This is a genomic window from Streptomyces sp. NBC_00691 (assembly GCF_036226665.1).
Lineage (GTDB): Bacteria > Actinomycetota > Actinomycetes > Streptomycetales > Streptomycetaceae > Streptomyces.
Map to the genome: position 1 here is coordinate 416,016 of NZ_CP109007.1, position 20,731 is coordinate 436,746.

Below are 20,731 nucleotides of genomic sequence, written 5' to 3' on the forward strand. Positions count from 1 at the left end.
CCCCGCCCCCGCGGCCCACGGTCCCCGGCAGCTCGTCCGTGAAGAACTGCGCCGCCGCCCCGCCGCCCGCCTCTCCCTCGGCGTGGTCGCCTTCTTCGCGCTCCTCGCGGCGGCCGCCCCGCTGATCGGCGCGCTCGGCGGCTGGGGCCCCGACGAGTTCGACAAGAGCGCCGTCGACCCGTACCTGGGCGGCCTTCCCCTCGGGCCGCTCGGCGGCGTCTCGGCCGAGCACTGGCTCGGCGTCGAACCCGTCACCGGCCGCGACCTGTTCGCCCGGGTCGTGCACGGCGCCCAGGTCTCGCTGCTCATCGCCTTCTCCGCGACGGCGATCGTCGTCGTCGCGGGGACGGCGGCCGGCGTCGCCGCCGGCTACTTCGGCGGCCGCACCGACACCGCGCTCTCCCGGCTGATGGACCTCACGATGTCGTTCCCCTCCCTCATCTTCATGATCGCGATGATGTCGGTGGCCCGGGACGTCGACCGGATCCTCCTCATGACCGCCGTCATCGGCCTCTTCGGCTGGCCGGGCATCGCCCGGATCGTCCGCGGCCAGACCCTGTCGCTCAAGCACCGCGAGTACGTCGACGCCGCCCGCGTCGGCGGCTCCGGACCTCTGCGCATCCTCGTCCGCGACATCCTCCCGGGTGTCGCCGGGCCCGTCATCGCGTACACGACGCTGATCGTCCCCGGGATGATCGCCACCGAGGCCGCCCTCAGCTACCTCGGGGTCGGCGTCCGCCCGCCGACGCCCTCCTGGGGCCAGATGATCGCCGAGAGCGTCGCCTACTACGAGACGGACCCCATGTACTTCGCGGTCCCGAGCCTCTGTCTCTTCCTCACCGTGCTCGCGTTCACCCTGCTCGGCGACGCGCTGCGCGACGTCCTCGACCCGAGGGGAGGCGGCGCGTGATCGTCTACCTCGGCCGGCGCCTCCTCGGCGTGCTCGGCGTGCTCGTCGCCATCGCCGCCGTCACGTTCGCCGTCTTCTACGTCCTGCCCTCCGATCCCGCCGCCGCGGCCTGCGGCAAGGCGTGCAGCACCGAACGGCTGGAGGCCATCCGCGCCCACATGGGCCTGGACGCCCCGCTGTGGCGGCAGTTCGCCGACTTCGTCACCGGAATCTTCACCGGGCGCACCCTGGGCACCGGCCAGTACGCCCTGGAGTGCGACTTCCCGTGCCTCGGCTACTCCTACGAGAACAGCCAGGGCGTCTGGGACCTGCTCGTCGACCGGCTGCCGGTCTCCGCGTCGCTGGCCGTCGGCGCCGCCGCGATCTGGCTGCTCCTGGGCCTCACGGCGGGCGTCACCGCCGCCCTCCGCAAGGACACGCTCACCGACCGCGTCCTGATGGTAGGCGCGGTCGCCGCCGCCTCGCTTCCCGTGTACTTCACCTCGGTGATGCTGATCTACGGGCTGATCCGGGTCACGGGCCTGCTCCCCTACCCGCAGTACGTGCCCTTCGGCACCGATCCCCTCTCCTGGGCCTCCAATCTGCTGCTCCCCTGGCTGGCGCTCGCGCTCCTGTACGCCGCCATGTACGCGCGGCAGAGCCGGAACTCGATGATCGAGTCCATGGCGGAGCCGTACATCCGCACCGCGCGCGCCAAGGGGCTGCCACGCCGCACCGTGATCGTGAAGCACGGTCTGCGCGCCGGGATGACGCCGATCCTGACGATCTTCGGGATGGATCTCGGTGGGCTGCTCGCGGGCGCCGTCATCACCGAGTCCATCTTCGGACTGCCCGGCATCGGACGGCTCTTCTACGGCGCCCTGTCGACCGGCGACCAGCCGGTCATCCTCGGGGTGACGCTGCTCGCCGCCGCCTTCATCGTCGTCGCCAATCTGGCGGTCGACCTCCTGTACGCCGTCGTCGACCCGCGAGTGAGGTACTGATGGGCGACTCCGCCCCCCTCCTGTCGGTACGGGACCTCACGGTCACCTTCCCGACGAGGCGCGGCCCCGTGCGGGCCGTGGACTCCCTCGCCTTCGACGTGCCGCCCGGCCGGACGCTCGGCATCGTGGGTGAGTCCGGCTCCGGCAAGTCGGTCACCTCACTCGCCGTCATGGGCCTGCACACCGGTGCCGAGGTCACCGGCTCCGTCACCCTCGCCGGGCAGGAGCTCATCGGAATGTCCGACCGCGAGCTGAACAGGCTCCGCGGCCGGCGGATGGCCATGATCTTCCAGGACCCGCTGTCCAGCCTCCACCCCTACTACACGGTCGGCGAGCAGGTGGCCGAGCACCACCGGGCGCACTTCGGATCGCGCCGGTCCACCGCCCGCGAGCGGGCCGTCGAAGCGCTCGCCGAGGTCGGCATCCCCGAACCCCGGCGCCGGGCCGGCGAGTACCCCCACCAGTTCTCCGGCGGCATGCGCCAGCGGGTGATGATCGCGATGGCCCTCGTCTGCGAACCCGAGCTCCTCATCGCCGACGAGCCCACCACCGCGCTCGACGTCACCGTCCAGGCCCAGATCCTGGAGCTGATCGCCCGTCTCCAGCAGGAGCGGGGCCTCTCCGTCGTCATGATCACGCACGATCTCGGGGTGGTCGCCCGGGTCGCCCACGACGTGCTCGTCATGTACGGCGGCCGGGCCGCCGAACACGCGCCCGTGGACGCCCTGTTCGCCTCGCCCGCCCATCCGTACACCCGCGGCCTGCTCGACTCGCTGCCCCGTCTGGACGACCCCGACGACGCCCCGCTGCGGGCCGTCCCGGGCAGCCCGCCGTCGCTGCTCGAACCTGCCCCGGGCTGCGCGTTCGCACCGCGCTGTCCCCGCGCCGCCGTCGGCTCCGCGGAGGAACGGACCCGCTGCGTGACCGAACGCCCGTCCCTCGGCGGCCCGGACGGACACCCGGCCGCCTGCCACTTCCCCGCGTACGAAGGCGTCGCCCCATGACCACCAACGCACCGCCCCTCCTCCGCGTACGGGACCTCACGATCACGTTCCCCGGCCGCCGCAGGGGCTCGGCACCGATCCGGGCCGTCGACGGCATCGGCTTCGACGTCGCCGCGGGCGAGACCCTGGGCCTCGTCGGCGAGTCCGGCTGCGGAAAGTCGACGACGGGCCGCACGATCGTGCGGCTCCTGGAACCCACCGCCGGTTCCGTCTCCTACGAGGGGAGGGACATCAGCCATCTGTCGCAGCGGGCGCTCAGACCGCTGCGCCGCGACCTCCAGATGGTCTTCCAGGACCCGCACTCCTCCCTCAACCCCCGGCAGACCGTGGCCCGGATCATCGCCGACCCGCTGCTCGTCCAGGGCGGCACGGCGGCCGGCGCGCGCAAGCGCGCCGTGGAGCTGATGGAACTGGTCGGCCTCATCCCGGAGCACATCGACCGCTACCCTCACGAGTTCTCCGGCGGGCAGGCCCAGCGCATCGGGATCGCCCGTGCCCTGGCCACCGGCCCGCGGCTCGTGGTGGCCGACGAGCCGGTCTCCGCCCTCGACGTCTCCGTCCAGGCGCAGATCGTCAATCTGATGGAACGTCTCCAGCGCGAACTCGGGCTCGCCTACCTGTTCATCGCACACGACCTCTCGGTCGTGAAGCGGGTCTGCGACCGGGTGGCCGTGATGTACCTGGGCCGGATCGTGGAGATCGGCACCAAGGAAAGGGTGTACTCCGCACCGGCCCACCCCTATACACGGGCACTGCTGTCCGCCGTTCCGCTGCCGGACCCGGCGGCCGAGCGGAGCCGGGAACGGATCACCCTGCTCGGCGACCCGCCGAGTCCGGCCGCGCCGCCGCCGGGCTGCACCTTCCACCCGCGCTGTCCCAAGGCGCGGGAGATCTGCGGGACCGAGGCACCGCCGCTGCGGATCCTCGTTCCCGGCGAGGCGCGCGAGGTCGCCTGTCACTTCCCCGAGGGCGCCTGAGCGCGTCGGTGCCCCGGTCCCGCGTGCGCGCGGGACCGGGGCACCGGTGTGTTCAGGACGAACGGGCCGCCCGGTATAGGGCGGTGGCGACGGCGAGGTCCTCCCAGGCCATGCCCACGCTCTTGAAGAAGCGCGGCCGTCCGGCCGAGGGCCGCCCGCGGCCGGTCACCAGGTCGGCGAGGTCGCCCCTGATGTGGTCCGCCGCGATCGCCCCCTCGGAGAGCGGGAAGAGCAGGTCTCCCGCCTCCCGCAGGGCCGCGGTCCGCGCCTCGACGTAGACCTCGGACCGGGCCACGAGCGCGGTGTCGGTCTCGCGGGCGGCCGGCTCGTGCGAGCCGACGGCGACCACGGTGGCGCCCGCCGCGACCAGGGTCCCGTCGAAGAGCGGCTCCCGGGCCGTGGTGCAGCAGACCACGAGGTCGGCCTCGGCCACGTCATCGGGAGTGCCCGTGCGGGCGAGGACGCCGAGGGTCCGCGCGTACCCGGCGAGCGTCCGTCCGCCGACCGGCTCGCGTGCCACGACGACGGCCTCGGCGACCTCGCGGACGGCGAGGACGGCCTCCAGATGGCCGTACGCCTGGGGGCCCGCCCCGAAGAGGACGAGACGCAGGGGCCGGTCGGCCGGTGTGAGGGAGCGGACGGCGAGGGCGGAGACGGCCGGCGTACGCAGTTCGGTGAGAGCCGCTCCGTCGAGGAGGGCGAGCGGCCGGAGGTCGGCGCCGTCGAGCAGGAGGTAGGAGCCGGTGATGCGGGGCAGCCCGCGCGCCGGGTTGCCGGGGGCGACTCCGGCGACCTTGACGCCGGCGAAGGAGCCGAAGGCGGCGGGCATCAGGAGGAGTTCGCCGGCGGGGACGGGCACGGCCGTCCGGGGAGGTCCGGCGTCGGGGTCGAGTCCGGCCCGCAGGACGTCCGCGAGGACGTCGGTGACCGCCGCGGGACCCAGGAGCCGGGCCATCGTGGGTGCGTCGAGGAAGAGGGGCGGGTTCACAGGAGGAACCCCGTTCCCAGGCCGTCGTCCGGGTCCAGGACGAAGGCGTGGGTGCCGGTGCGGTGGGTGGTTCCGCCGACCTCGGTGATCCCCGCCCCGAGGAGGCGGCCGGTGAAGAGGGTGCCGACGACGGACTCGTGCCGCAGGGTGTCCCCGACGGCGAGGCATCCGTCGTCGCCGAGCAGGACGAGGCGTGCGGAGGTGCCCGAGCCGCAGGGTGAGCGGTCGATCTGCCCGTCGGCGAAGACGGTGACGTTGCGCTGGTGGAGCCCTTCGGGGGTGTCGGGGAGCTGCTCGTACAGGATGACGCCGTACACGTCGTGACCGGGGAGCGCGGCACGGATCTCCCGCCCGGCGTGGACGAGTTCGGGCAGGGCGGGCACGGAGACGTCGAGGCCGAGGTCGCGCGCCGCGACGGAGACGTAGAGGGCACCGGAGTCGGCGAGGTCGGCGTCGACGGTGCCGAGCGTGGTGGTCACCTTGATGCCACGGGCGACGACGCGGGTCGGGACGTTGCGGAAGGTGACGCCGGTGGTGCGGCCCGCGGCGCGGTGCACGGCGGCGGTGACACGGCCGGAGGGCACGTCGATCCGTACGGAGACGTCGCCGTCGTCGGGGGCCGGGACGCGCCCCGTGTCGACGGCCCAGGCGCCGAGGGCCATCGTGCCGTGGCCGCAGGCGGTGGAGTAGCCGTCCTTGTGCCAGAACAGGACGCCGAAGTGGGCGCCGTCGTCGTCGGGAGGCACGATGAAGCCGCCGTACATGCCCGCGTGCCCGCGCGGCTCACGGGACAGGAGGCGGCGCAGGTCGTCGAGGGGTCCGGGGCGCGGGTCCGTGCCCGATCCGCCGGTCGTGAGGGCCGTGGCCCGGCGCTCGGCGACGGTGTCGCCGGGGATCGGGGGCAGGTCCTCGTCGACGATCCGGAAGGGTTCGCCTGCGGTGTGGTAGTCGGTGGTGCGGACCGTGTGCGGGGTGGTGCTCACGAAGTACGGCCTCCGGGAGGGGATTTCGGGACGTGCGCCGGACGGTTCCCTGTCGGGTCGGCGCGCGCCGGGCCGGTCCCTCCGCGGGGAGGGACCGGCCCGGCCGGGGTGGGATCAGCTACGGAGGGGGCCTTCACAGCTGAAGCTCGACGTGCCGGCGACCCTGGTGGACCAGATGTCGATCGGCCCGAAGGAGCAGTTCATGTCGGCCAGGTTGTTGGAGGCGGCGCCCGCGCGGTCGAGGATGAAGTAGTCGACCGTCTCGGACATGTCCTTGAAGTTCTGGTCCGCGCTGCCCCAGTTGGACAGATTGGCGGTGATCCGGCCGGTGCAGACGAACCGGCGCTTGCCCGGCTCGCCCTTCTCGACGCAGTCGGGGGTGTTGTAGGTGGCGGTGGCGAAGGTCGACTTCACCGCGTCCAGGGCCGCGTCGCGCAGCTGGGCGTCGGGCGTGAACGTGGTGTTGGGGACGTAGAGCCTGTCGACGTCGGCGATCTGGGTGTCGAGGAAGCGGTTGTAGCCGCTCTGCAGGCCCGCGTCGCCGCCGAGGCGGACCCGCCAGGCGTCGTACGCGGCCACGTCGTTGTTCCGCAGGTGGGTGTACATCTCGCGGAGCAGGGAGGGCCGCTCGTTCCAGAGGAACTCGAAGAAGGTTCCCGCGTAGTTGTAGAAGCGGAAGCCGTCGCCGTCGTAGGTGGCGTTGAGGATCTGCCGGAGGTTCATCCGGGGGCCGCCGCCCGCCGTGTCGTTGATGATGCCGCGGACCAGGGACTTGCGGACCTTGATGCCGTCGCTGCGGGTGGCGCCGTCGAAGAACTCGGCGGTGCCCTCGTCCATGAAGGTGGTGCGGTCGCCCTGGTACCAGGGGCCCTCGCCGAAGAAGCCGGGGACCGCGTAGCGGCCGTTGAGGTAGTGGGTGTACTCGTGGCGGAAGAGCTCTTCGAGCGTCAGCGAGGAGTCCTGCGGGACGCGGCGCTGGTAGGTGTAGAAGGTGGCGCCGCGCTCGATGTAGATGCCGCCGTTGTTGGTGTCCATCCCGGTGAGGATGGGGTGGTAGTTCTCGTAGTCGGCCCGGGAGCCGTACAGGACGATGGTGAGGGTGGTGTTGGGGTCGCCCGCGAGCGGCTGCTCGGTGCCGACCACCCGGTGGAACTGCGCCTTGACCTGCTTGCTCGCGTAGTAGAGCTGGTCGACGGTGGCCCGGTCGAGCCCCGTGCGGACCTTGATCCCGCCGTTGTCGTAGGTGTAGGTGTACGGGAAGATCTGCGCCTCGATGTCCGCCTTGCAGACGCCGTACGGCTTGCAGGCGTCGAAGTAGTTGAGCCACGAGACGATCTTGGCCCACTGCTGGCTGCCGCGGCCGAACGTGGTGACCACCTGGCCGAGCAGTCCGCCGAGGTCGGCGGTGACGGCTGTCCGCAGGCTGGGGATCTCACCGAAGCGGCCGTACTCGCCGAGGGCGTCGCGGGCCACCCAGTCGTTGGCGGTGCCCTTCAGGTGGCTGTAGCCCGCGAAGGCCTTGAAGAGGGCGCGGTACGCCGGATCGGCGGCGGCCGCGGCCTGGAAGGCGGCGTCCTGGTTGCCCGGGTAGACGCCCAGGTAGTTGACGGAGAGCGCGGCGAGCGCGGCACCCGCCCAGGACGGGTCGAGGTGCGTGGCGGTGTGCGAGGGGTCCATGGTGGCGAGGACCCGCTTGATCAGGCCGAGCTGGTGCTGCCGGAGTCCGGGGGCGCTGGCCGCGTAGAGGGCCTCGCGCAGGGTGACGGCGTTGGCCTTGGTGACGTCGAACGTGCGGGCCGCGTTGCCGAAGTCGGCGACGGCCTGGCGGACGGCGTTCACGGTGGGCGCGTCGGTGGTGTCGATCTCGTCGCGTGCGTAGTCGTGGTACGCGACGGCGTGCAGGTAGGTGAACATCTCCTCCAGATGGGAGGAGTTGCGGCCGTCGTGGGCGGCGGCCAGGGCGGATATCCGGCGGGCGACGGCCTGGACGTGGGCGTCGGACATGACGGGGGTGAGCCGGGCGTCCCAGGTCCAGATGAGTCCGCGCAGACAGTCGTCGGCGAGGACCGCGGGGTCGGCGAGGAAGTCGGCGAACTGCTCGGGGCCGAGCCCGGTGACGCCGTCGAGCGTGCAGGGAACGCCGGCGGCGGTCGTCGTGGTGCCGACGGCGAAGGTACGCGCGGCGACGGCGGTTGCCGGGGCCCGGCCGGGGACGCGCCCGGTGGCGAGGCTGCCGGGAGCGGGCGCGGGCCCGAAGGTCTGGCTTGGAGCGGTGGCGAGGCGCTCCACCTCGTCGAACGGGTTGGTTCCGTGCCCGGCCCGGGGGGCCGGAGCGCCGGTCGACGCTGCGGGGACAGCGGTGGCGCGGGCGTCCGTGTCGGCCGCGAAGACCCCGGTCTGGCCCGAGGAGGCCAGGAGGGTCACCGCGACGGCGGAGGTCAGCAGGGACGAACGCACACGTCTGTGGATGGACAACAGAACTCCATGAGTGGTGGGGGAACGTCAATGGATGAGACGAGAACTGTTGTGGTGCGCACGGTGTTTGACGAAGATTCATCGAACCGTGTGCGGTGTAACATAGTAATGTGAAATTGCACTGACAACCCCTGGGTGGCCACGAGTTGCCCGAGGTTCCCCCGGAGCCCCACCCACCAGAGGACCGGGGGCTCGCCCCTGGAGTACCTCGGGACGGAGTGGCACCTCACCGACCGACGCCGAGAGCCCGCGCCGGAGGGCGCCGGGCCGACGGCGTCATCGCTCCGCCGCGGGCGGTCAGCCCGCGCCGTCCTCCGGGGCGCCTTGCTCGACCTCCTCGCCACCGACGACGAACAGCGACTCACCGCGGCCGTCGAGCACCCACTCGCCCCGCTGCACGACGACTCCGAAGACGGCTGACGGCGGTCCCCTCCCCGCCGGCCCCGCTCGGAGTGTTGCCGCGGTGTGGCGGCGTCATGGCGGTTTCGTGGCAGCGGAGTCCGTCTGCGCGTACGCGCGGCGGCGCGCCTCTAGCATCCGGTGAACGGCCCCGCCGCTGCGTGTGCGGGGCCGCACACCGGTCGCCGCCAAGGGCAGGTTCTCGATGAGCACATCCCCCACCCACACCCGTACGCTCACCGTCGGCGAAGCGGAGGCTCGGCTGCCCGCGTTGTACGTGGTCGACGTCCGCGCCCCGGGCGAGTTCGCCTCCGGTCGACTGCCCGGAGCCGTCAGCATCCCCCTGGACCGCGTCGAGGAACGGGTGTCCGATCTGCGGGACGCCGCCGCGAACGGTCCGCTCCTCTTGGTGTGTGCCTCCGGTGCCCGCTCCGAGAAGGCCGTCGCGGCCCTCGCCTCCCACGGGGTCGTCGCGGCGAGTCTCACCGGTGGCACCCGGGGCTGGGTCTCGGCCGGGCATCCGCTCGAATACCCGCCGGGTCCCGTGCGGAAGGTCTGGGGGATGGAGCGTCAGGTGCGCTTCGCCGCAGGGTCCCTGGTCCTGCTGGGTCTGGCTCTCGGGCTTCTCGTCCATCCCGCGTTCCAGGCGCTCTCGGCGGCGGTCGCCGGGGGCCTGGTGTTCTCGGCGCTCACCGACACCTGCGGTATGGCGGTGGTCCTGGGCCGGCTCCCCTTCAACCGGCGCGGCTCGGTACCGCACAGCTGACGCGTGCCGCCGCTCCCCGCGCGGTCACCGCGGTGCCGCGGGTCCGGCGGGGCGGGGTCACGCCTCTCGGGGCCGAACCGGCCGAACAGCACGGTGAGGCCGACGGCCGTCAGGGTCCCCGCGACGACGCCGCTGCCCAGGATCGTGCGCGCTTACGTCGACGTCCTGGAGCCCTGAGGGGACGAGCCCCCGGCGCGACCGGGCCCGTGCCCGCGGCCTTCTCGCTCCTTCCCGCTCACCCCGTTCCTTCCCCGGACGCTCCCGCCCCCTCCCGGACCTGCGTGCGGGACGGAGGCCGAGGGTGCACGCTGGGGAGCGTGGCCTGCCCCACCCGGCCGCCCCACGCCGTCGAAGGCCCGTGCCGTCCGGGGCCCGCGCCGTCGTGGCGACGAAAGGAGCACCGCCGCCATGGGTGACCTCATCCTGATCCGTCACGGCGAGACGCGGTGGAGCGTCGCCGGGCGGCACACCGGCCGCACCGATCTGCCGCTCACACCGGACGGCGAGGCGGAGGCACGCACGCTCGCCCCGTTCTTCGAGGGCCGCTCCCCCTCCTTCGTGCTCACCAGCCCCTTGCGGCGGGCCCGGCACACCGCGGAACTCGCCGGGCTGCGGGATGCGGTGAGCGACGAGGACCTGTGCGAGTGGGACTACGGCGGGTACGAGGGCCTGACCACGGCCCGGATCCGCGAGACCCGGCCCGGCTGGTCGCTGTGGGAGGACGGCGTGCCGCCGCACGAAGACGGCCGGCCGGGCGAGTCCGCCGTCGACGTGGGGCGCCGCGCCGACCGGGTGCTGGCGCGCGTCACGCCACTCCTCGCCGCCTCGCAGGAGGACGGTGTGGTGGTCGCGCACGCGCATCTGCTGCGCGTCCTCACCGCCCGCTACCTCGGGCTGCCGCCGTCCGAGGGGCGGCTGTTCCTCCTGACGACGGCGACGCTCTGCAGGCTGTCCACGGAGCACGGACTGCCGGTGGTCGCCGGCTGGAACCAGCGCCCGCTCCCCCGAGTCCCCGCGTGAAACGGGGACAGCACGTCATGAACCGGTACGCCGGGCACTGGGCGGCGTGGCCGCCGGTATTCGGTGCCGCGGTCATGGCCACCGGCATCCTGTCGGTCGGTCTGAGCCTGACCGGCTTCGAGGTGGTCTCCGTCGTCACGTTGTGGCTGGCCACCACGCTGTGGCTGCTGCTGGCGGTCGGCTTCACGGCCCTGCTCGTGCGGGACCGGCGCCGCTGGGAGGCGAGCGCCGACACCCCGCCGGCACTCACCGCGGTGGCTGCCACGACGGTGCTCGGCGTCCGGTTCGAGATCCTCGGTCTCACTCCGGTGGCCGTGGCACTCCTGGTGGTCGCCGCACTGGTGTGGCCCGTGATGCTGATCGCCGTGCTCCGCCACCTGCCCCGGCGAGCGCCGGGCGCGGTGTTCCTGATCTGCGTGGCCACCCAAGGGCTCGCGGTGTTGTGTGCCGTCCTCGCGCCGGAGGCCGGTGACCGGCTCGCGCAGGTGGCTCTCGGCCTCTTCCTCCTGGGACTCGCCCTCTACGTCGACGCCCTGGCCCGTTTCGACGTCCGCCAGGTGGTGACGGGCGCGGGCGACCACTGGATCGCGGGCGGGGCCCTGGCGATCTCGGCGCTCGCCGGAGCGAAGCTCATCGCCTCGGGCGTCTGGTCGGGAGGCGCGGCCACGACGCTGCGCACGACCACGCTTGTCCTGACGGCGCTCGATCTGGCCTGGTACGCGGTCCTGCTGTGCGCCGAGTTCGCCCGCCCGCGCCTCGGCTACGACGTCCGTCGGTGGGCGACGGTCTTCCCGCTCGGGATGACGGCGGTGGCCTCCCTGTCGGTCGCGGCCGCCACCGGAGTCGGATGGCTGGAAGGCCTGGGCCGGGCGCTGCTGTGGATCGCCGTCGCCGTATGGCTTCCCACCGCCTACGGCTTCGCCCGTTCACTCACCACCACGGCCGCACGGCCACACGCCTGAGAACGACCCCATGACGCCCCGGCGGGTGCGCTCGGGCCGGGCCCTGACGGACCGCCCGGCCGTGCGCTCTCCCGGTGCCGCCCAGGGCCCTCCCGCCCCGTCCAGCCGTGGTGAGGCGTCGGACGGAGGATGGGTGCACACTGGTCATCTGTACGGACTGCCGGCCCACCCCATCCGCTCGATCCGGGCGTCGGGGACGTGGCGACTCCTGGAGCACCGGGGAGCTCCAGGCCGATCCACCCGGGCGGCGGGAGGAGGACACATGGCAACGTCACCGGGTCCCGCACCCCGTGCCGGACCGGAGGACGGAGCGGACGGGGCTCCGTCCGCCTCCACGATCGACCCGGCGGATCAGCTGGCGCGTCTCGGCCGATCGTGGGTCTGGCTCCTCGGCGCCGCGATGGCGACGCTGGTCCCGGGCATCCTGGCGCTCGTGTGGCCGGATGTCACCCTGCACGTCCTGGCCGTGCTCATCGGCGTGTACCTGCTGCTGACCGGTGTCTTCCGGTTCGTGACCGTGTTCGGGCGCGGCAGTGAACGCGTGCCCGGCCTGATCGTCGCCGTCCTGTGCGTCCTGGGCGGGGTGCTGTGTCTGAGGAACCCGCTCCAGACGATCGCCGCGCTCTCGCTGATCACCGGCGCCGTCTGGCTGGTGTCCGGCATCGTCACCCTCTACACGGCCATCGCCACCGAGAACATGCCGCACCGCGGCGTCGTCATGGCCGTCGCCGCCCTCGGCATCGTGGCGGGGATCGTGGTGCTGGCACTGCCGACGGAGTCGGCCCGGACACTGACCAGGCTGCTCGGACTCTGGCTCGTCCTCCTCGGCCTGGCCGAGACGGCCGCCGCGCTGGCGTGGCGGTCGGCACTGCGCAGGGCGGGCGTCACGGGCCACGACGCGCCCGGCCCGGCCGTCTGACCACCACGTCGCCGACGCGGGCTCGCGCGCCCAGCCTTCGGGGTGGGGGCTCGCCCGCCCCCGCCCCGCGCGGGACCCGAGGCACACCACGGCGTGCCCGGCGACCGCGGAAACGGAGGAATGATGTACCTCGCCTACGACTACCCGCTGCTCAACGTCTTCTGGACCATGCTCTGGTTCTTCCTCTGGGTCCTGTGGTTCATCCTGCTCTTCCGGATCATCACCGACATCTTCCGCGACAAGGACATGAACGGATGGGCCAAGGGCGGGTGGCTCGCCTTCGTCATCCTGCTGCCCTTCCTCGGTGTCCTCGTGTATGTGATCGCCCGCGGCAAGAACATGGGCCACCGCGAGATCTCGCAGGCCCGTGCCCAGCAGCGGGAGTTCGACGCCTACATCCGTGAGACCGCGGCCGGTGCCCCGCGGCCCAGCAACGCCGAGGAACTGACCAGGCTCTCCGAACTCCGCTCCCGCGGGCACATCACCGAAGAGGAGTTCAGCCGGGCGAAGGCGCTGGTCCTGACCGACGACCGGCCGGCCGCGAGCCCCGCACCCGGCACCCCTCCCACCCCCGACGTCCCTCCCACCCCCGGACGCTGACCGCGCCCGGCATTCGACCGAGAAGCGAGGGCTCGCAATGGCCTCCACCCACACCACACGGCCGTCCGGTACGACGGGACAGGCCTGGGCCGGCGGACTGACCGTCTTCGCCGCCGTCATGCTCGGGATCACCGGCCTCGTCGGGATCTTCCGCGGCATCATGGCGATCGCGGAGGACGAGGTGTTCGTCGACACGCCCAACTACGTCTTCAAGTTCGACCTCACCTCATGGGGCTGGATCCACCTGATCCTCGGCCTCGTCGCGCTCCTCGTGAGCTTCGGGCTGTACCGGACGGCCACATGGGCACGCGTGGCCGGCGTGGGCATCGCCGCCCTCATCATCATCGCCAACTTCCTGTCCCTGCCCTACTACCCGGCCTGGTCGATCCTGATGATCGCCATGTCGGGATTCATCGTCTGGGCCCTGTGCACGGTGAAGCGCGACGACAGCCTGCGCGCCTAGGGCCTGTCAGGGGCCCAGTCGGTCGAGTTCCTCGGCGGCACTCCTCTCGATGACGGCGGCCAGGTCCTTCGCCTCCTTCGCGCCGCCCGAGGCCCGCTCACCGGCGCACAGGGTCAGGGTCTGCGCGTAGTGCGCGCGGAGCCCGGCGGTGAGGATGCGTGCGAAGTCCTTGCCGGTCGCCCGCTTCGCCCCGGCGAGGGTGTCCAGGCTGACCATGCCCGGCATGTTGTGCCCCTCGTGGGGGCGGGTGTCCGGGATCCCCGCGAGGTCCAGGAGTGCGCCCAGTCTCACCCGTTCCTCCTCCAGTCGTGATCCGGCCCGGGCGGCGAGGTCCGTCAGGGCCGGATCCGTCGTGCGCGAGGGTGCGAGGCCGGTCAGGAGGCGGGCCCGCTCGCTCATGGGAATCATCAGCTGGATCCAGGCGGTGTCGGTGGCGTTGAAGGCCGCTGCCCGCGGCGGGCCGGTCACCGGCTGCGTGGTGCAGCCGGTGACCATGAGCGCCGCGAGCAGGGCCCACGCCATCCGCGGGGTCAGAAGGTGCCGGCGGAGTTGCACTTGGCGCTCTGCGCGATGCAGTCCCTCACCCGGTGCCCCAGGGCAGCGTTGTCCCAGGCGTTGAAGAAGTCGCCGTGGATGGACGACGCCATGCCGGATGACAGGGAGAAGCCGGTGGCGCTCCCGGAGGTCGGGTAGCCGATGACGAAGGAGACGGACGGGATGGCGACGGGGTGGTCGCCGCCGCATGTGCCGTTCTGGGCGAAGGCGACGTGCGACTTGTGATCCGGGCTGTCGAGGTGCTTGCCGTCCCAGCAGTCGGGGAAGAGCAGCTGGTGGACGAGCTTGGCGGTCGGGGCGCAGACCGGCCAGTTGCCGTCGGCACTGCGTCCGATCTCACCGCCCTCGCCGGCGCAGAAGAACTGGTTGACCGAGCCCGCGGGAGTCGGGACCTGGGACTTGGCGTTGCCGGCGATCATGCGGAAGCCTTGGGGGAAGGGCACCGTCGCCGTGGGGTCGGGCAGCCTCGACCCGTAGTAGACGATCATGCCGTCGCTCTCGACGGCCCTGCCGTCCTGGTACAGGGTGGGGATCCAGTAGGCGGAGAGGTCCTTGGCGGGGGTGCAGCTGGTGCCCTGATGGGCGAGCAGGCTCTGGGTCGTGGTGAACGCGTCGGTGCTCCTGTTGCCGAAGAAGCTGTGCATGTGGGACGCGCCGGGCAGGGCCGGGGCGACGATGGGGTCGTCCGGCTTGGAGTGGCTGTAGGTGCAGGTGGCGTTGAACTCGGGTACGCGGACCGTGCCGGCGGGCACGGTGGCCGGGGTCATGGCCCGGTACTGCGCCAGTTGGGCGTTCCACGCGGCCTGGTCGATGCCGACCCAGCCGGGGGCGGTGCCGCCGGTGCCGTTGTCGAACGAGAACCAGTTGATGTCGACGAAGTCGCCGGGTGCGGCGCTGCGGACGACGGCGAACAGCGTCTGCGGGCCGGTGGCATGGGTGGTGATCTCGGCGGTACGGGTCGCCCAGTTCTGCCAGCCCCCGGTCGGGGTGATCTGGAAGGCGGCGAGCAGCGGGCCGGTCGGTGATCCGGTGCGCAGCTCCACGGTCCCGGGGCCGCCCGTGGCGGAGGCGATGCGGGCGGAGGCCGTCAGGGGGCCGGAGGCGAGGTCGACGGCGTCGAAGCGCAGCCAGTCGCCGTCGGCGAGATAGGCGACGTTCTGCCCTCCGCCGGTGTCCGCGGTCGCTTCGACACCGGCGCCGGACTGCGCGGCGTAGGACTCGGCCTGGACGACGACGGCGGCGGCCCACGCGGTCCGGGCGGTGAGCGTGACGCTGAGCGCGGCGGCCAGGACGACGGCCAGTGCCCCCGCCAAGAGGGTGGAGAGGTGGACGGATCGTCGGATCATGTCTGTTCCTCTGGGGTGGTGGGAGGGGTGTTCGGCGGCGGTGGCCGGGCGCGCCGTGGCCGGCCCGGGAGGTGGGCCGGCCACGGCGGGCACCCGGTCGGAGGCGGGGCTACTGGTAGACGCGCACGTAGTCGACGAGCAGCTTCGCGGGGAACGGCGTGGTGGCGTCGGTGGGGCCGGGCCAGTCGCCGCCGACCGCGAGGTTGAGGATCATGTAGTGCGGATGGTCGAAGATCCAGGGCCCTCGTTCCGTCTCCACCTGCTCCTTGTCGAGGGTGAAGACCGTCCGCCCGTCGAGGCCGTAGACGATGCCCTTGCTCGTCCAGTCGGCCGTCCAGGTGTGGAAGTCGTCGGAGAAGTCGGCGCCCTGGGGCAGGGTGTAGGGCGAGCCGATTCCGCCGCCGCCGTTGTAGGCAGGCGCGTGGACGGTGGAGTACGCGGTCTTCACGTCCTTGCCGAGGATCTCCATGATGTCGATCTCGCCGTTGTAGGGCCACGGCCGGCCGGTGAGGAAGTCGGCTCCCATCATCCAGAAGGCGGGCCAGAGCCCGTTGCCCTTGGGGACCTTGATGCGTGCCTCGACGCGTCCGTAGGTGAACTGGAAGGTGGAGCCCGTGTTCATGCGGGCCGAGGTGTACTGGCAGGTGGTGCTGCCGGTCAGCGGGTCGGGCGGGCATCCCTTGCCGGGCGTGGCCTGCTTGCGGGCCTCCATGACGAGGTGACCCGCACCGTCGAGCGCCGCGTTGTCGTGGTCGGTGTAGTACTGCAGCTCACCGTTCTGGCCCGTGCCCGGGTCGGCCTTCCATCTGGCCGGGTCGGGCTTGCCGCCGGCGGCGCCGTCGAACTCGTCGCTCCAGACCAGCCTCGGCGGTTGCGCCGGGTCGGAGGGCAGCGGCGGGGCCGGGTTCGGGGCGCCACCGGTGCCGTACACCTGGAAGTCCCACAGCGAGTAGCCGTAGGCGGTGGCTCGTTCCGTGCCGTACATCCGGACGTGACGGCCGGTGCCGGAGACCTGGAGGGTCTGCTTGAGACCCGTTCCGGTCGTGGTCGAGTAGATCGGTGTCCAGGCGGTGCCGTCGGACGAGACCTGGATCTGGAAGGACCGGGCGTAGGCCGGGTCCCATTGGAGGACGACCTTGCTGATCTGTGCGGTGGCCCCGAGGTCGACGGAGATCCAGGCGGGGTCCGTCCAGCCGGTGGTGGAGCTGGTCGCCCAGCGGGAGGCCGGGTCCCGGTCGAAGGCGCGGGCCGGAGTGCACTCCCAGCAGTTCTGGTCGCTCTGGGAGGAGGAGGCGGCGCCCGGCCGGCCGTAGGAGAGCAGGGTGTCCCCGCCGCTGCCGCCCCCTGTGGTGGTGCGGACCGCGAAGGTCCAGAGGGAGTAGCCGTAGGCGGTGGCGCGCCGGGTCGCGTACAGGCGGACGAACCGCCCGCTGCCCGAGACGCTGACGCCCTGGCTGCCGCCGGTCCCCTGGGTCGTCTCGTGGACGGTGGTCCAGGTGGTGGCATCGTCCGACACCTCGATCCGGAAGGCCTTGGCGTACGCGGCCTCCCAGTCGAGGGTCAGGCCGCAGATCTGCTGTCTGGTGCCGAGGTCGACCTGGAGCCACTGGTCCTCGGCGAATCCGCTCGACCAGCGCGTTCCCGGGTCCCCGTCGACGGCGTTCCGCGCGGCGAACGCCCCCTCGGTGCTGGAGGCGGTGACGGACGTGCCGCGCGCGGCGTCCGCACTGCCGCAGGCGTCGGCGCGCGGGGAGCCGTGGACCTGGAACTCCCAGAGGGAGTAGCCGTAGGCGGTGGCGCGCCGGGTCGCGTACAGGCGGACGAACCGCCCGCTGCCCGAGACGCTGACGCTCTGGCTGCCGCCGGTCCCCTGGGTCGTCTCGTGGACGGTGGTCCAGGTGGTGGCATCGTCCGACACCTCGATCCGGAAGGCCTTGGCGTACGCGGCCTCCCAGTCGAGGCTGATCCGGCTGATGGTCGCGGGGGCACCCAGGTCGACCTGGAGCCATTGGGCATCGGCGAATCCGCTGGACCAGCGCGTCCCGGGATCCGCGTCGACGGCGTTCCGGGCGGCGAAGGCCCCCTCGGTGCTGGAGGCGGTGACGGACTTGCCCTGTGACAAAAGGACTTCCGCGGCACGGGCGGGTGCGGCGGGAGTGGCGGGTACGGCGGTGAAGGTGAGCAGGGTGGCCGCGACGGCAACGAGTAGACCGAGGCGGCGAAGCAGCGGACGCACGGCGTCTCCTCCGATAGGGAAAGGCGAGGGAGCGCTCCCTGAGGGGTGAGAATGGGCCGGTCCACATCGACTGTCAAGGCCTTGGTTCACTTGATGGAAACGCCATGGATTCGCCAACGACCCTTCATGGAACGGTTTCTGAGTGTCCATCGGAAGCCTGCCCGGAAGGCCCTGCCAGGACGAAGGGGCCGTGTGGGCGAAGGTGGGTGACGGCCTGGACGCCCGAAAGGGCCTCGTCCGCCCTGCCGTTGACATGGGCGGCGACGGGGCGTCATCCTCGCCGGAGAACGCTCCCTGGGCGGCTCGGGCGTCGTCGATCGAAACGGACTGGGATGAAACGACCCACGCTGGAAGTGGTCGCCGCTCGCGCGGGTGTGTCCAAGTCGAGCGTCTCCCGGGTGGTCAACGGCGAGACGACCGTCGCCCCGCAGATCCGTGACGTCGTGATGCAGGCCGTACGCGAACTGGGCTACGTCCCCAACGCGGCCGCCCGCAATCTCGTCACCCGGCGGACGGACGCGGTGGCCGTGGTCGTCTCCGATCCGCCCCAGGGCGTGGTCTCCGACGACCCCCTGTTCTCCACCGTCGTGCGTGCCGTGAGCCGAGAGCTGGAGGCCGCGGGAAAGCAGGTCGTGCTCATGCTCGCGGAGTCGGAGCGCAGCCGGGCCCGGGTGGAGCAGTACGTGGCCGGCCGGCACGTGGACGGCGTCATGCTCGTCGCGCTGCACGGGACGGACCCGCTGCCGGCGGCCCTCGCCAGGACAGGCCTGCCGATCGCCTCGTTCAACCGCACGTCCGCGCCCCAGGTGCCGTACGCAAGCCTCGACAACATCGGCGGCGCCACACTCGCCGTCCGGCATCTGCTGGAACGGGGACGCCGCAGGATCGCCGCCATCACCGGACCGCTGGACCTGTTCGAGGCACGCGAACGGCTCGACGGCTACCGCGCGGCGCTGCACGGCAGCGGCCGCCGGTCGATCGTCGCGCTGGGCGACTTCACCCGGGCGTCGGGTGCCCAGGCGATGGAGCAACTCCTGGAGGACGACCCCGCGTTGGACGCGGTGTTCGCGAGCAACGACCTCATGGCCATCGGCGCCCTGCGGACCCTGCGCCGGGCGGGGCGCCGCGTGCCCGAGGACGTGGCCGTCGTCGGCTTCGACGACATCGAGGCCGCCGCGTACACCACGCCCGCCCTCACCTCCGTACGGAGCCCCATGGCCGACCAGGCCATCGCCACGGTTCACCTGCTCCTGGGACTCATCGAAGGCGGCCCCGGCGATCCGGTCGTCATCCGCAACGAACTCGTGGTCCGCGAGTCGACCTGACCGGCACGATGCGCGCGCGGTGCGCGCGCCGTCGAGGAGCCGGGATCCGGGGGCTGCCCCCGGTCGCGTTCATCATCAGATGGTCGGTCCGGCGGCCGGAAGGAACACTCGCCTGGGTGACTGTGGGGCGAGTGAGGGCCGGGACATGATCATCGGCATGAGTGCCTCTCTGATCCGCCGCGCCTGCGCCGCGGCCCTGCTCGTCACGTCCACCCTCGCCCCCGCCGTCGCCGCCGCGCCCCGGCCCGACGCGCCCGCACCGGAGTCGAAGCGGGCGGTGCAGGCCCGTCTGCTCGGTGAGAGGACCGTCCCGCACAAGCTCGACTTCCAGGGGACCACGGTCGGCGGTCTCTCCGGCATCGACCGAGACCGGTGCACCGGCGAGTACGTCCTCATCAGCGACGACCGTTCCTTCCTCCAGCCCGCGCGCTTCTACACCGCGCGGATCGATGTCGACGCGGCCGGTGTGCACGCCGTCGACTTCACCTCGACCCACCCCCTCCTCCAGCCGGACGGCTCGGTGTACCCGTCCCCCGCACTCGGCGACGGCAAGGCGATCGACCCGGAGGAGATCCGCGTCGACCCGCGCGACTGCCGTTACTGGTGGGGGCAGGAGGGCGACCGGCCCGCCGTCGCCGGCCCGCCGGTGATCCAGCCGTCCATCGAGATCTCCGACCCCGACGGAACCCACCACGGCCGCCTGCGGCTGCCGCGGAACTACCTGGTCACCGCGGAGCGCGGGCCGCGCCGCAACCAGGCCGTCGAGGCACTCACCTTCGGCGCCCGCGGCACCGTCGTGACCAGCGCGATCGAGGGTCCGCTGCTCCAGGACGGCCCGGTGCCGGACCTGACGCACGGCGCGCTCGTCCGTGTCACCCGGCAGAGCCGCGGCGGCCGGGTGCTGGGCCAGTACGCGTACCCCGTCGAGAAGATCTTCGCCGAGTCCGACCCGACGAGCCCGTGGGGCCCCGACACCGGCGTACCGTCCCTCCTGGCCTTCCCGAACGATCCCGAGCGCTATCTCGTGCTAGAACGCACCTGGGTCGCCGGCTCCGGCTACAAGATCCGGCTGTACGACGCCACCACGCGGGGCGCCACCGACGTACGGGCCGTCGACTCCCTGGCCGGACGGCCCGTCGTGCCGATGCGGAAGCGGCTCGTCGCCGACTTCGACACCCTCGGCCTGTCCACCGTCGACAACACCGAGGGCATGACCTGGGGCCCCACCCTGCCGTCGGGCGAGCGCTCGCTGATCCTCGTCAGCGACGACAACTTCGACACGGAGGCGGTCACTCAGATCGTCGCGCTCGCACTGCGCTGAACCCGGGTTCCGTCGGCGTCCAGGTGGGGACCGTGAGCCCGGGATCACCCCGTCGCGGCACGGGCGGGCCGGTCAGGCGCCCTCGTCGAAACGGCCTGCCTCCACCTGGAGGGCGAGGGACTGCAGCACCTCGGCGGAGGAGATGTCGCTCCGCCCCTCGTCGTGCGCCACCGCGAGACTGGTGAAGGCCAGGGTGAAACCGGAGACCATCGTGTACAGCGCGGGTCCGAGCGCCGCGGCGAGGAGGTGGGCGACTTCCTGCGGGGCCGCGTCGGCCGGCACGCTGATGTGGGGCAGCATCTCGTTCAGCATCTGGGTGACCACGCGCGGCTCGACCTCGGACGCCGCCTCGAAGTCCTCCTCGCCGTCGCTCTCCTCCTCCACGGCCCGGCGGATCTCCTGAGCCTCCGTCAGAATGCCGATCACACGCTTGAGAACCTCAGCTCGCTCCATTGCACGGAGCCTAGCCCCACGGGGGCGGCTCGGCGTCCGGCGGGAC

Annotated in this window: 19 protein-coding genes; 12 read left to right on the forward strand and 7 right to left on the reverse strand. The window is 72.3% G+C overall.

The window, feature by feature from the left end:
* Positions 1–46: 46 nt before the first annotated feature.
* The 4 genes from OG392_RS02030 to OG392_RS02045 are packed head-to-tail and all read left to right on the forward strand — an operon-like array spanning position 47 to position 3,874.
* Positions 47–910, forward strand: a complete 864-nt coding sequence (locus OG392_RS02030; protein WP_329287011.1) for an ABC transporter permease — start codon at positions 47–49, stop codon at positions 908–910.
* Complete coding sequence (locus OG392_RS02035; protein WP_329274846.1) at positions 907–1,893, forward strand: ABC transporter permease; 987 nt, start codon at positions 907–909, stop codon at positions 1,891–1,893. The genes OG392_RS02030 and OG392_RS02035 overlap by 4 nt, the downstream gene beginning before the upstream one ends.
* On the forward strand, positions 1,893–2,897 hold the full coding sequence (locus OG392_RS02040) for an ABC transporter ATP-binding protein (protein ID WP_329274849.1): 1,005 nt from the start codon (positions 1,893–1,895) through the stop codon (positions 2,895–2,897). Before OG392_RS02035 ends, OG392_RS02040 begins: the two co-directional genes overlap by 1 nt.
* Entirely contained in the window at positions 2,894–3,874 is a 981-nt protein-coding gene (locus tag OG392_RS02045) for an ABC transporter ATP-binding protein (RefSeq protein WP_329274851.1), read from the forward strand. The genes OG392_RS02040 and OG392_RS02045 overlap by 4 nt, the downstream gene beginning before the upstream one ends.
* 52 nt (positions 3,875–3,926) lie before the next feature.
* On the opposite strand, the gene OG392_RS02050 is transcribed toward OG392_RS02045, so the two are convergent.
* The 3 genes from OG392_RS02050 to OG392_RS02060 form a co-directional block, all read right to left on the reverse strand.
* Entirely contained in the window at positions 3,927–4,862 is a 936-nt protein-coding gene (locus tag OG392_RS02050; protein ID WP_329274854.1) for an ornithine cyclodeaminase family protein, read from the reverse strand.
* Positions 4,859–5,845: a proline racemase family protein gene (locus OG392_RS02055; protein ID WP_329274857.1), complete on the reverse strand. Its 987-nt coding sequence runs from the start codon at positions 5,843–5,845 to the stop codon at positions 4,859–4,861. The genes OG392_RS02050 and OG392_RS02055 overlap by 4 nt, the downstream gene beginning before the upstream one ends.
* Before the next feature lie 114 nt (positions 5,846–5,959).
* Positions 5,960–8,302 (reverse strand): collagenase, encoded by a 2,343-nt coding sequence (locus OG392_RS02060; protein WP_329274859.1) that lies wholly within the window; start codon positions 8,300–8,302, stop codon positions 5,960–5,962.
* A gap of 622 nt (positions 8,303–8,924) precedes the next feature.
* Between OG392_RS02060 and OG392_RS02065 the strand changes: the two genes are divergently transcribed.
* The 6 genes from OG392_RS02065 (at position 8,925) to OG392_RS02090 (ending at position 13,449) form a co-directional block, all read left to right on the forward strand.
* Positions 8,925–9,485, forward strand: a complete 561-nt coding sequence (locus OG392_RS02065) for a rhodanese-like domain-containing protein (RefSeq protein ID WP_329274861.1) — start codon at positions 8,925–8,927, stop codon at positions 9,483–9,485.
* A 408-nt stretch (positions 9,486–9,893) separates the two neighbouring features.
* Entirely contained in the window at positions 9,894–10,505 is a 612-nt protein-coding gene (locus tag OG392_RS02070) for a histidine phosphatase family protein (RefSeq protein ID WP_329274865.1), read from the forward strand.
* A gap of 17 nt (positions 10,506–10,522) precedes the next feature.
* On the forward strand, positions 10,523–11,467 hold the full coding sequence (locus OG392_RS02075; RefSeq protein WP_329274868.1) for a tellurite resistance/C4-dicarboxylate transporter family protein: 945 nt from the start codon (positions 10,523–10,525) through the stop codon (positions 11,465–11,467).
* A 262-nt stretch (positions 11,468–11,729) separates the two neighbouring features.
* Positions 11,730–12,386, forward strand: a complete 657-nt coding sequence (locus tag OG392_RS02080; RefSeq protein ID WP_329274870.1) for an HdeD family acid-resistance protein — start codon at positions 11,730–11,732, stop codon at positions 12,384–12,386.
* Positions 12,387–12,506: 120 nt separating this feature from the next.
* Complete coding sequence (locus OG392_RS02085) at positions 12,507–12,986, forward strand: SHOCT domain-containing protein (RefSeq protein ID WP_329274873.1); 480 nt, start codon at positions 12,507–12,509, stop codon at positions 12,984–12,986.
* A 37-nt stretch (positions 12,987–13,023) separates the two neighbouring features.
* Positions 13,024–13,449 carry a DUF7144 family membrane protein gene (locus tag OG392_RS02090; RefSeq protein ID WP_329274876.1) on the forward strand — a complete coding sequence of 142 codons (426 nt, stop codon included), beginning with the start codon at positions 13,024–13,026 and terminating at the stop codon, positions 13,447–13,449.
* A gap of 6 nt (positions 13,450–13,455) precedes the next feature.
* On the opposite strand, the gene OG392_RS02095 is transcribed toward OG392_RS02090, so the two are convergent.
* The 3 genes from OG392_RS02095 to OG392_RS02105 all read right to left on the reverse strand — a co-directional run bounded on the left by OG392_RS02095 (position 13,456) and on the right by OG392_RS02105 (position 17,577).
* The gene (locus OG392_RS02095) at positions 13,456–13,971 is read right to left on the reverse strand and encodes a DUF305 domain-containing protein (RefSeq protein ID WP_329274878.1); all 516 of its coding nucleotides are present in this window, start codon (positions 13,969–13,971) and stop codon (positions 13,456–13,458) included.
* A gap of 8 nt (positions 13,972–13,979) precedes the next feature.
* On the reverse strand, positions 13,980–15,350 hold the full coding sequence (locus tag OG392_RS02100; protein WP_329274881.1) for a DUF1996 domain-containing protein: 1,371 nt from the start codon (positions 15,348–15,350) through the stop codon (positions 13,980–13,982).
* Between the two features lie 109 nt (positions 15,351–15,459).
* A complete protein-coding gene (locus OG392_RS02105; protein ID WP_443055052.1) occupies positions 15,460–17,577 on the reverse strand; it encodes a discoidin domain-containing protein in 2,118 nt (705 codons plus the stop codon).
* A 341-nt stretch (positions 17,578–17,918) separates the two neighbouring features.
* Here OG392_RS02105 and OG392_RS02110 point away from each other — a divergent pair, with 341 nt between their 5' ends.
* Entirely contained in the window at positions 17,919–18,911 is a 993-nt protein-coding gene (locus OG392_RS02110) for a LacI family DNA-binding transcriptional regulator (RefSeq protein ID WP_329274886.1), read from the forward strand.
* A 157-nt stretch (positions 18,912–19,068) separates the two neighbouring features.
* The gene (locus OG392_RS02115) at positions 19,069–20,232 is read left to right on the forward strand and encodes an esterase-like activity of phytase family protein (protein ID WP_329274889.1); all 1,164 of its coding nucleotides are present in this window, start codon (positions 19,069–19,071) and stop codon (positions 20,230–20,232) included.
* Between the two features lie 72 nt (positions 20,233–20,304).
* Here OG392_RS02115 and OG392_RS02120 read toward each other — a convergent pair whose 3' ends face one another.
* Positions 20,305–20,685: a hypothetical protein gene (locus tag OG392_RS02120; protein WP_329274891.1), complete on the reverse strand. Its 381-nt coding sequence runs from the start codon at positions 20,683–20,685 to the stop codon at positions 20,305–20,307.
* Between the last annotated feature and the right edge of the window lie 46 nt (positions 20,686–20,731).

Bases quoted from the DNA above. Each gene is read 5' to 3' on its own strand.
- OG392_RS02075 (WP_329274868.1), top strand. From the start codon at position 10,523: ATGAACCGGTACGCCGGGCACTGGGCGGCGTGGCCGCCGGTATTCGGT.
- OG392_RS02100 (WP_329274881.1), bottom strand. From the start codon at position 15,350: ATGATCCGACGATCCGTCCACCTCTCCACCCTCTTGGCGGGGGCACTG.
- OG392_RS02080 (WP_329274870.1), top strand. From the start codon at position 11,730: ATGGCAACGTCACCGGGTCCCGCACCCCGTGCCGGACCGGAGGACGGA.
- OG392_RS02065 (WP_329274861.1), top strand. From the start codon at position 8,925: ATGAGCACATCCCCCACCCACACCCGTACGCTCACCGTCGGCGAAGCG.
- OG392_RS02040 (WP_329274849.1), top strand. From the start codon at position 1,893: ATGGGCGACTCCGCCCCCCTCCTGTCGGTACGGGACCTCACGGTCACC.
- OG392_RS02095 (WP_329274878.1), bottom strand. From the start codon at position 13,971: ATGGCGTGGGCCCTGCTCGCGGCGCTCATGGTCACCGGCTGCACCACG.
- OG392_RS02090 (WP_329274876.1), top strand. From the start codon at position 13,024: ATGGCCTCCACCCACACCACACGGCCGTCCGGTACGACGGGACAGGCC.
- OG392_RS02070 (WP_329274865.1), top strand. From the start codon at position 9,894: ATGGGTGACCTCATCCTGATCCGTCACGGCGAGACGCGGTGGAGCGTC.
- OG392_RS02110 (WP_329274886.1), top strand. From the start codon at position 17,919: ATGAAACGACCCACGCTGGAAGTGGTCGCCGCTCGCGCGGGTGTGTCC.
- OG392_RS02115 (WP_329274889.1), top strand. From the start codon at position 19,069: ATGAGTGCCTCTCTGATCCGCCGCGCCTGCGCCGCGGCCCTGCTCGTC.
- OG392_RS02085 (WP_329274873.1), top strand. From the start codon at position 12,507: ATGATGTACCTCGCCTACGACTACCCGCTGCTCAACGTCTTCTGGACC.
- OG392_RS02120 (WP_329274891.1), bottom strand. From the start codon at position 20,685: ATGGAGCGAGCTGAGGTTCTCAAGCGTGTGATCGGCATTCTGACGGAG.
- OG392_RS02045 (WP_329274851.1), top strand. From the start codon at position 2,894: ATGACCACCAACGCACCGCCCCTCCTCCGCGTACGGGACCTCACGATC.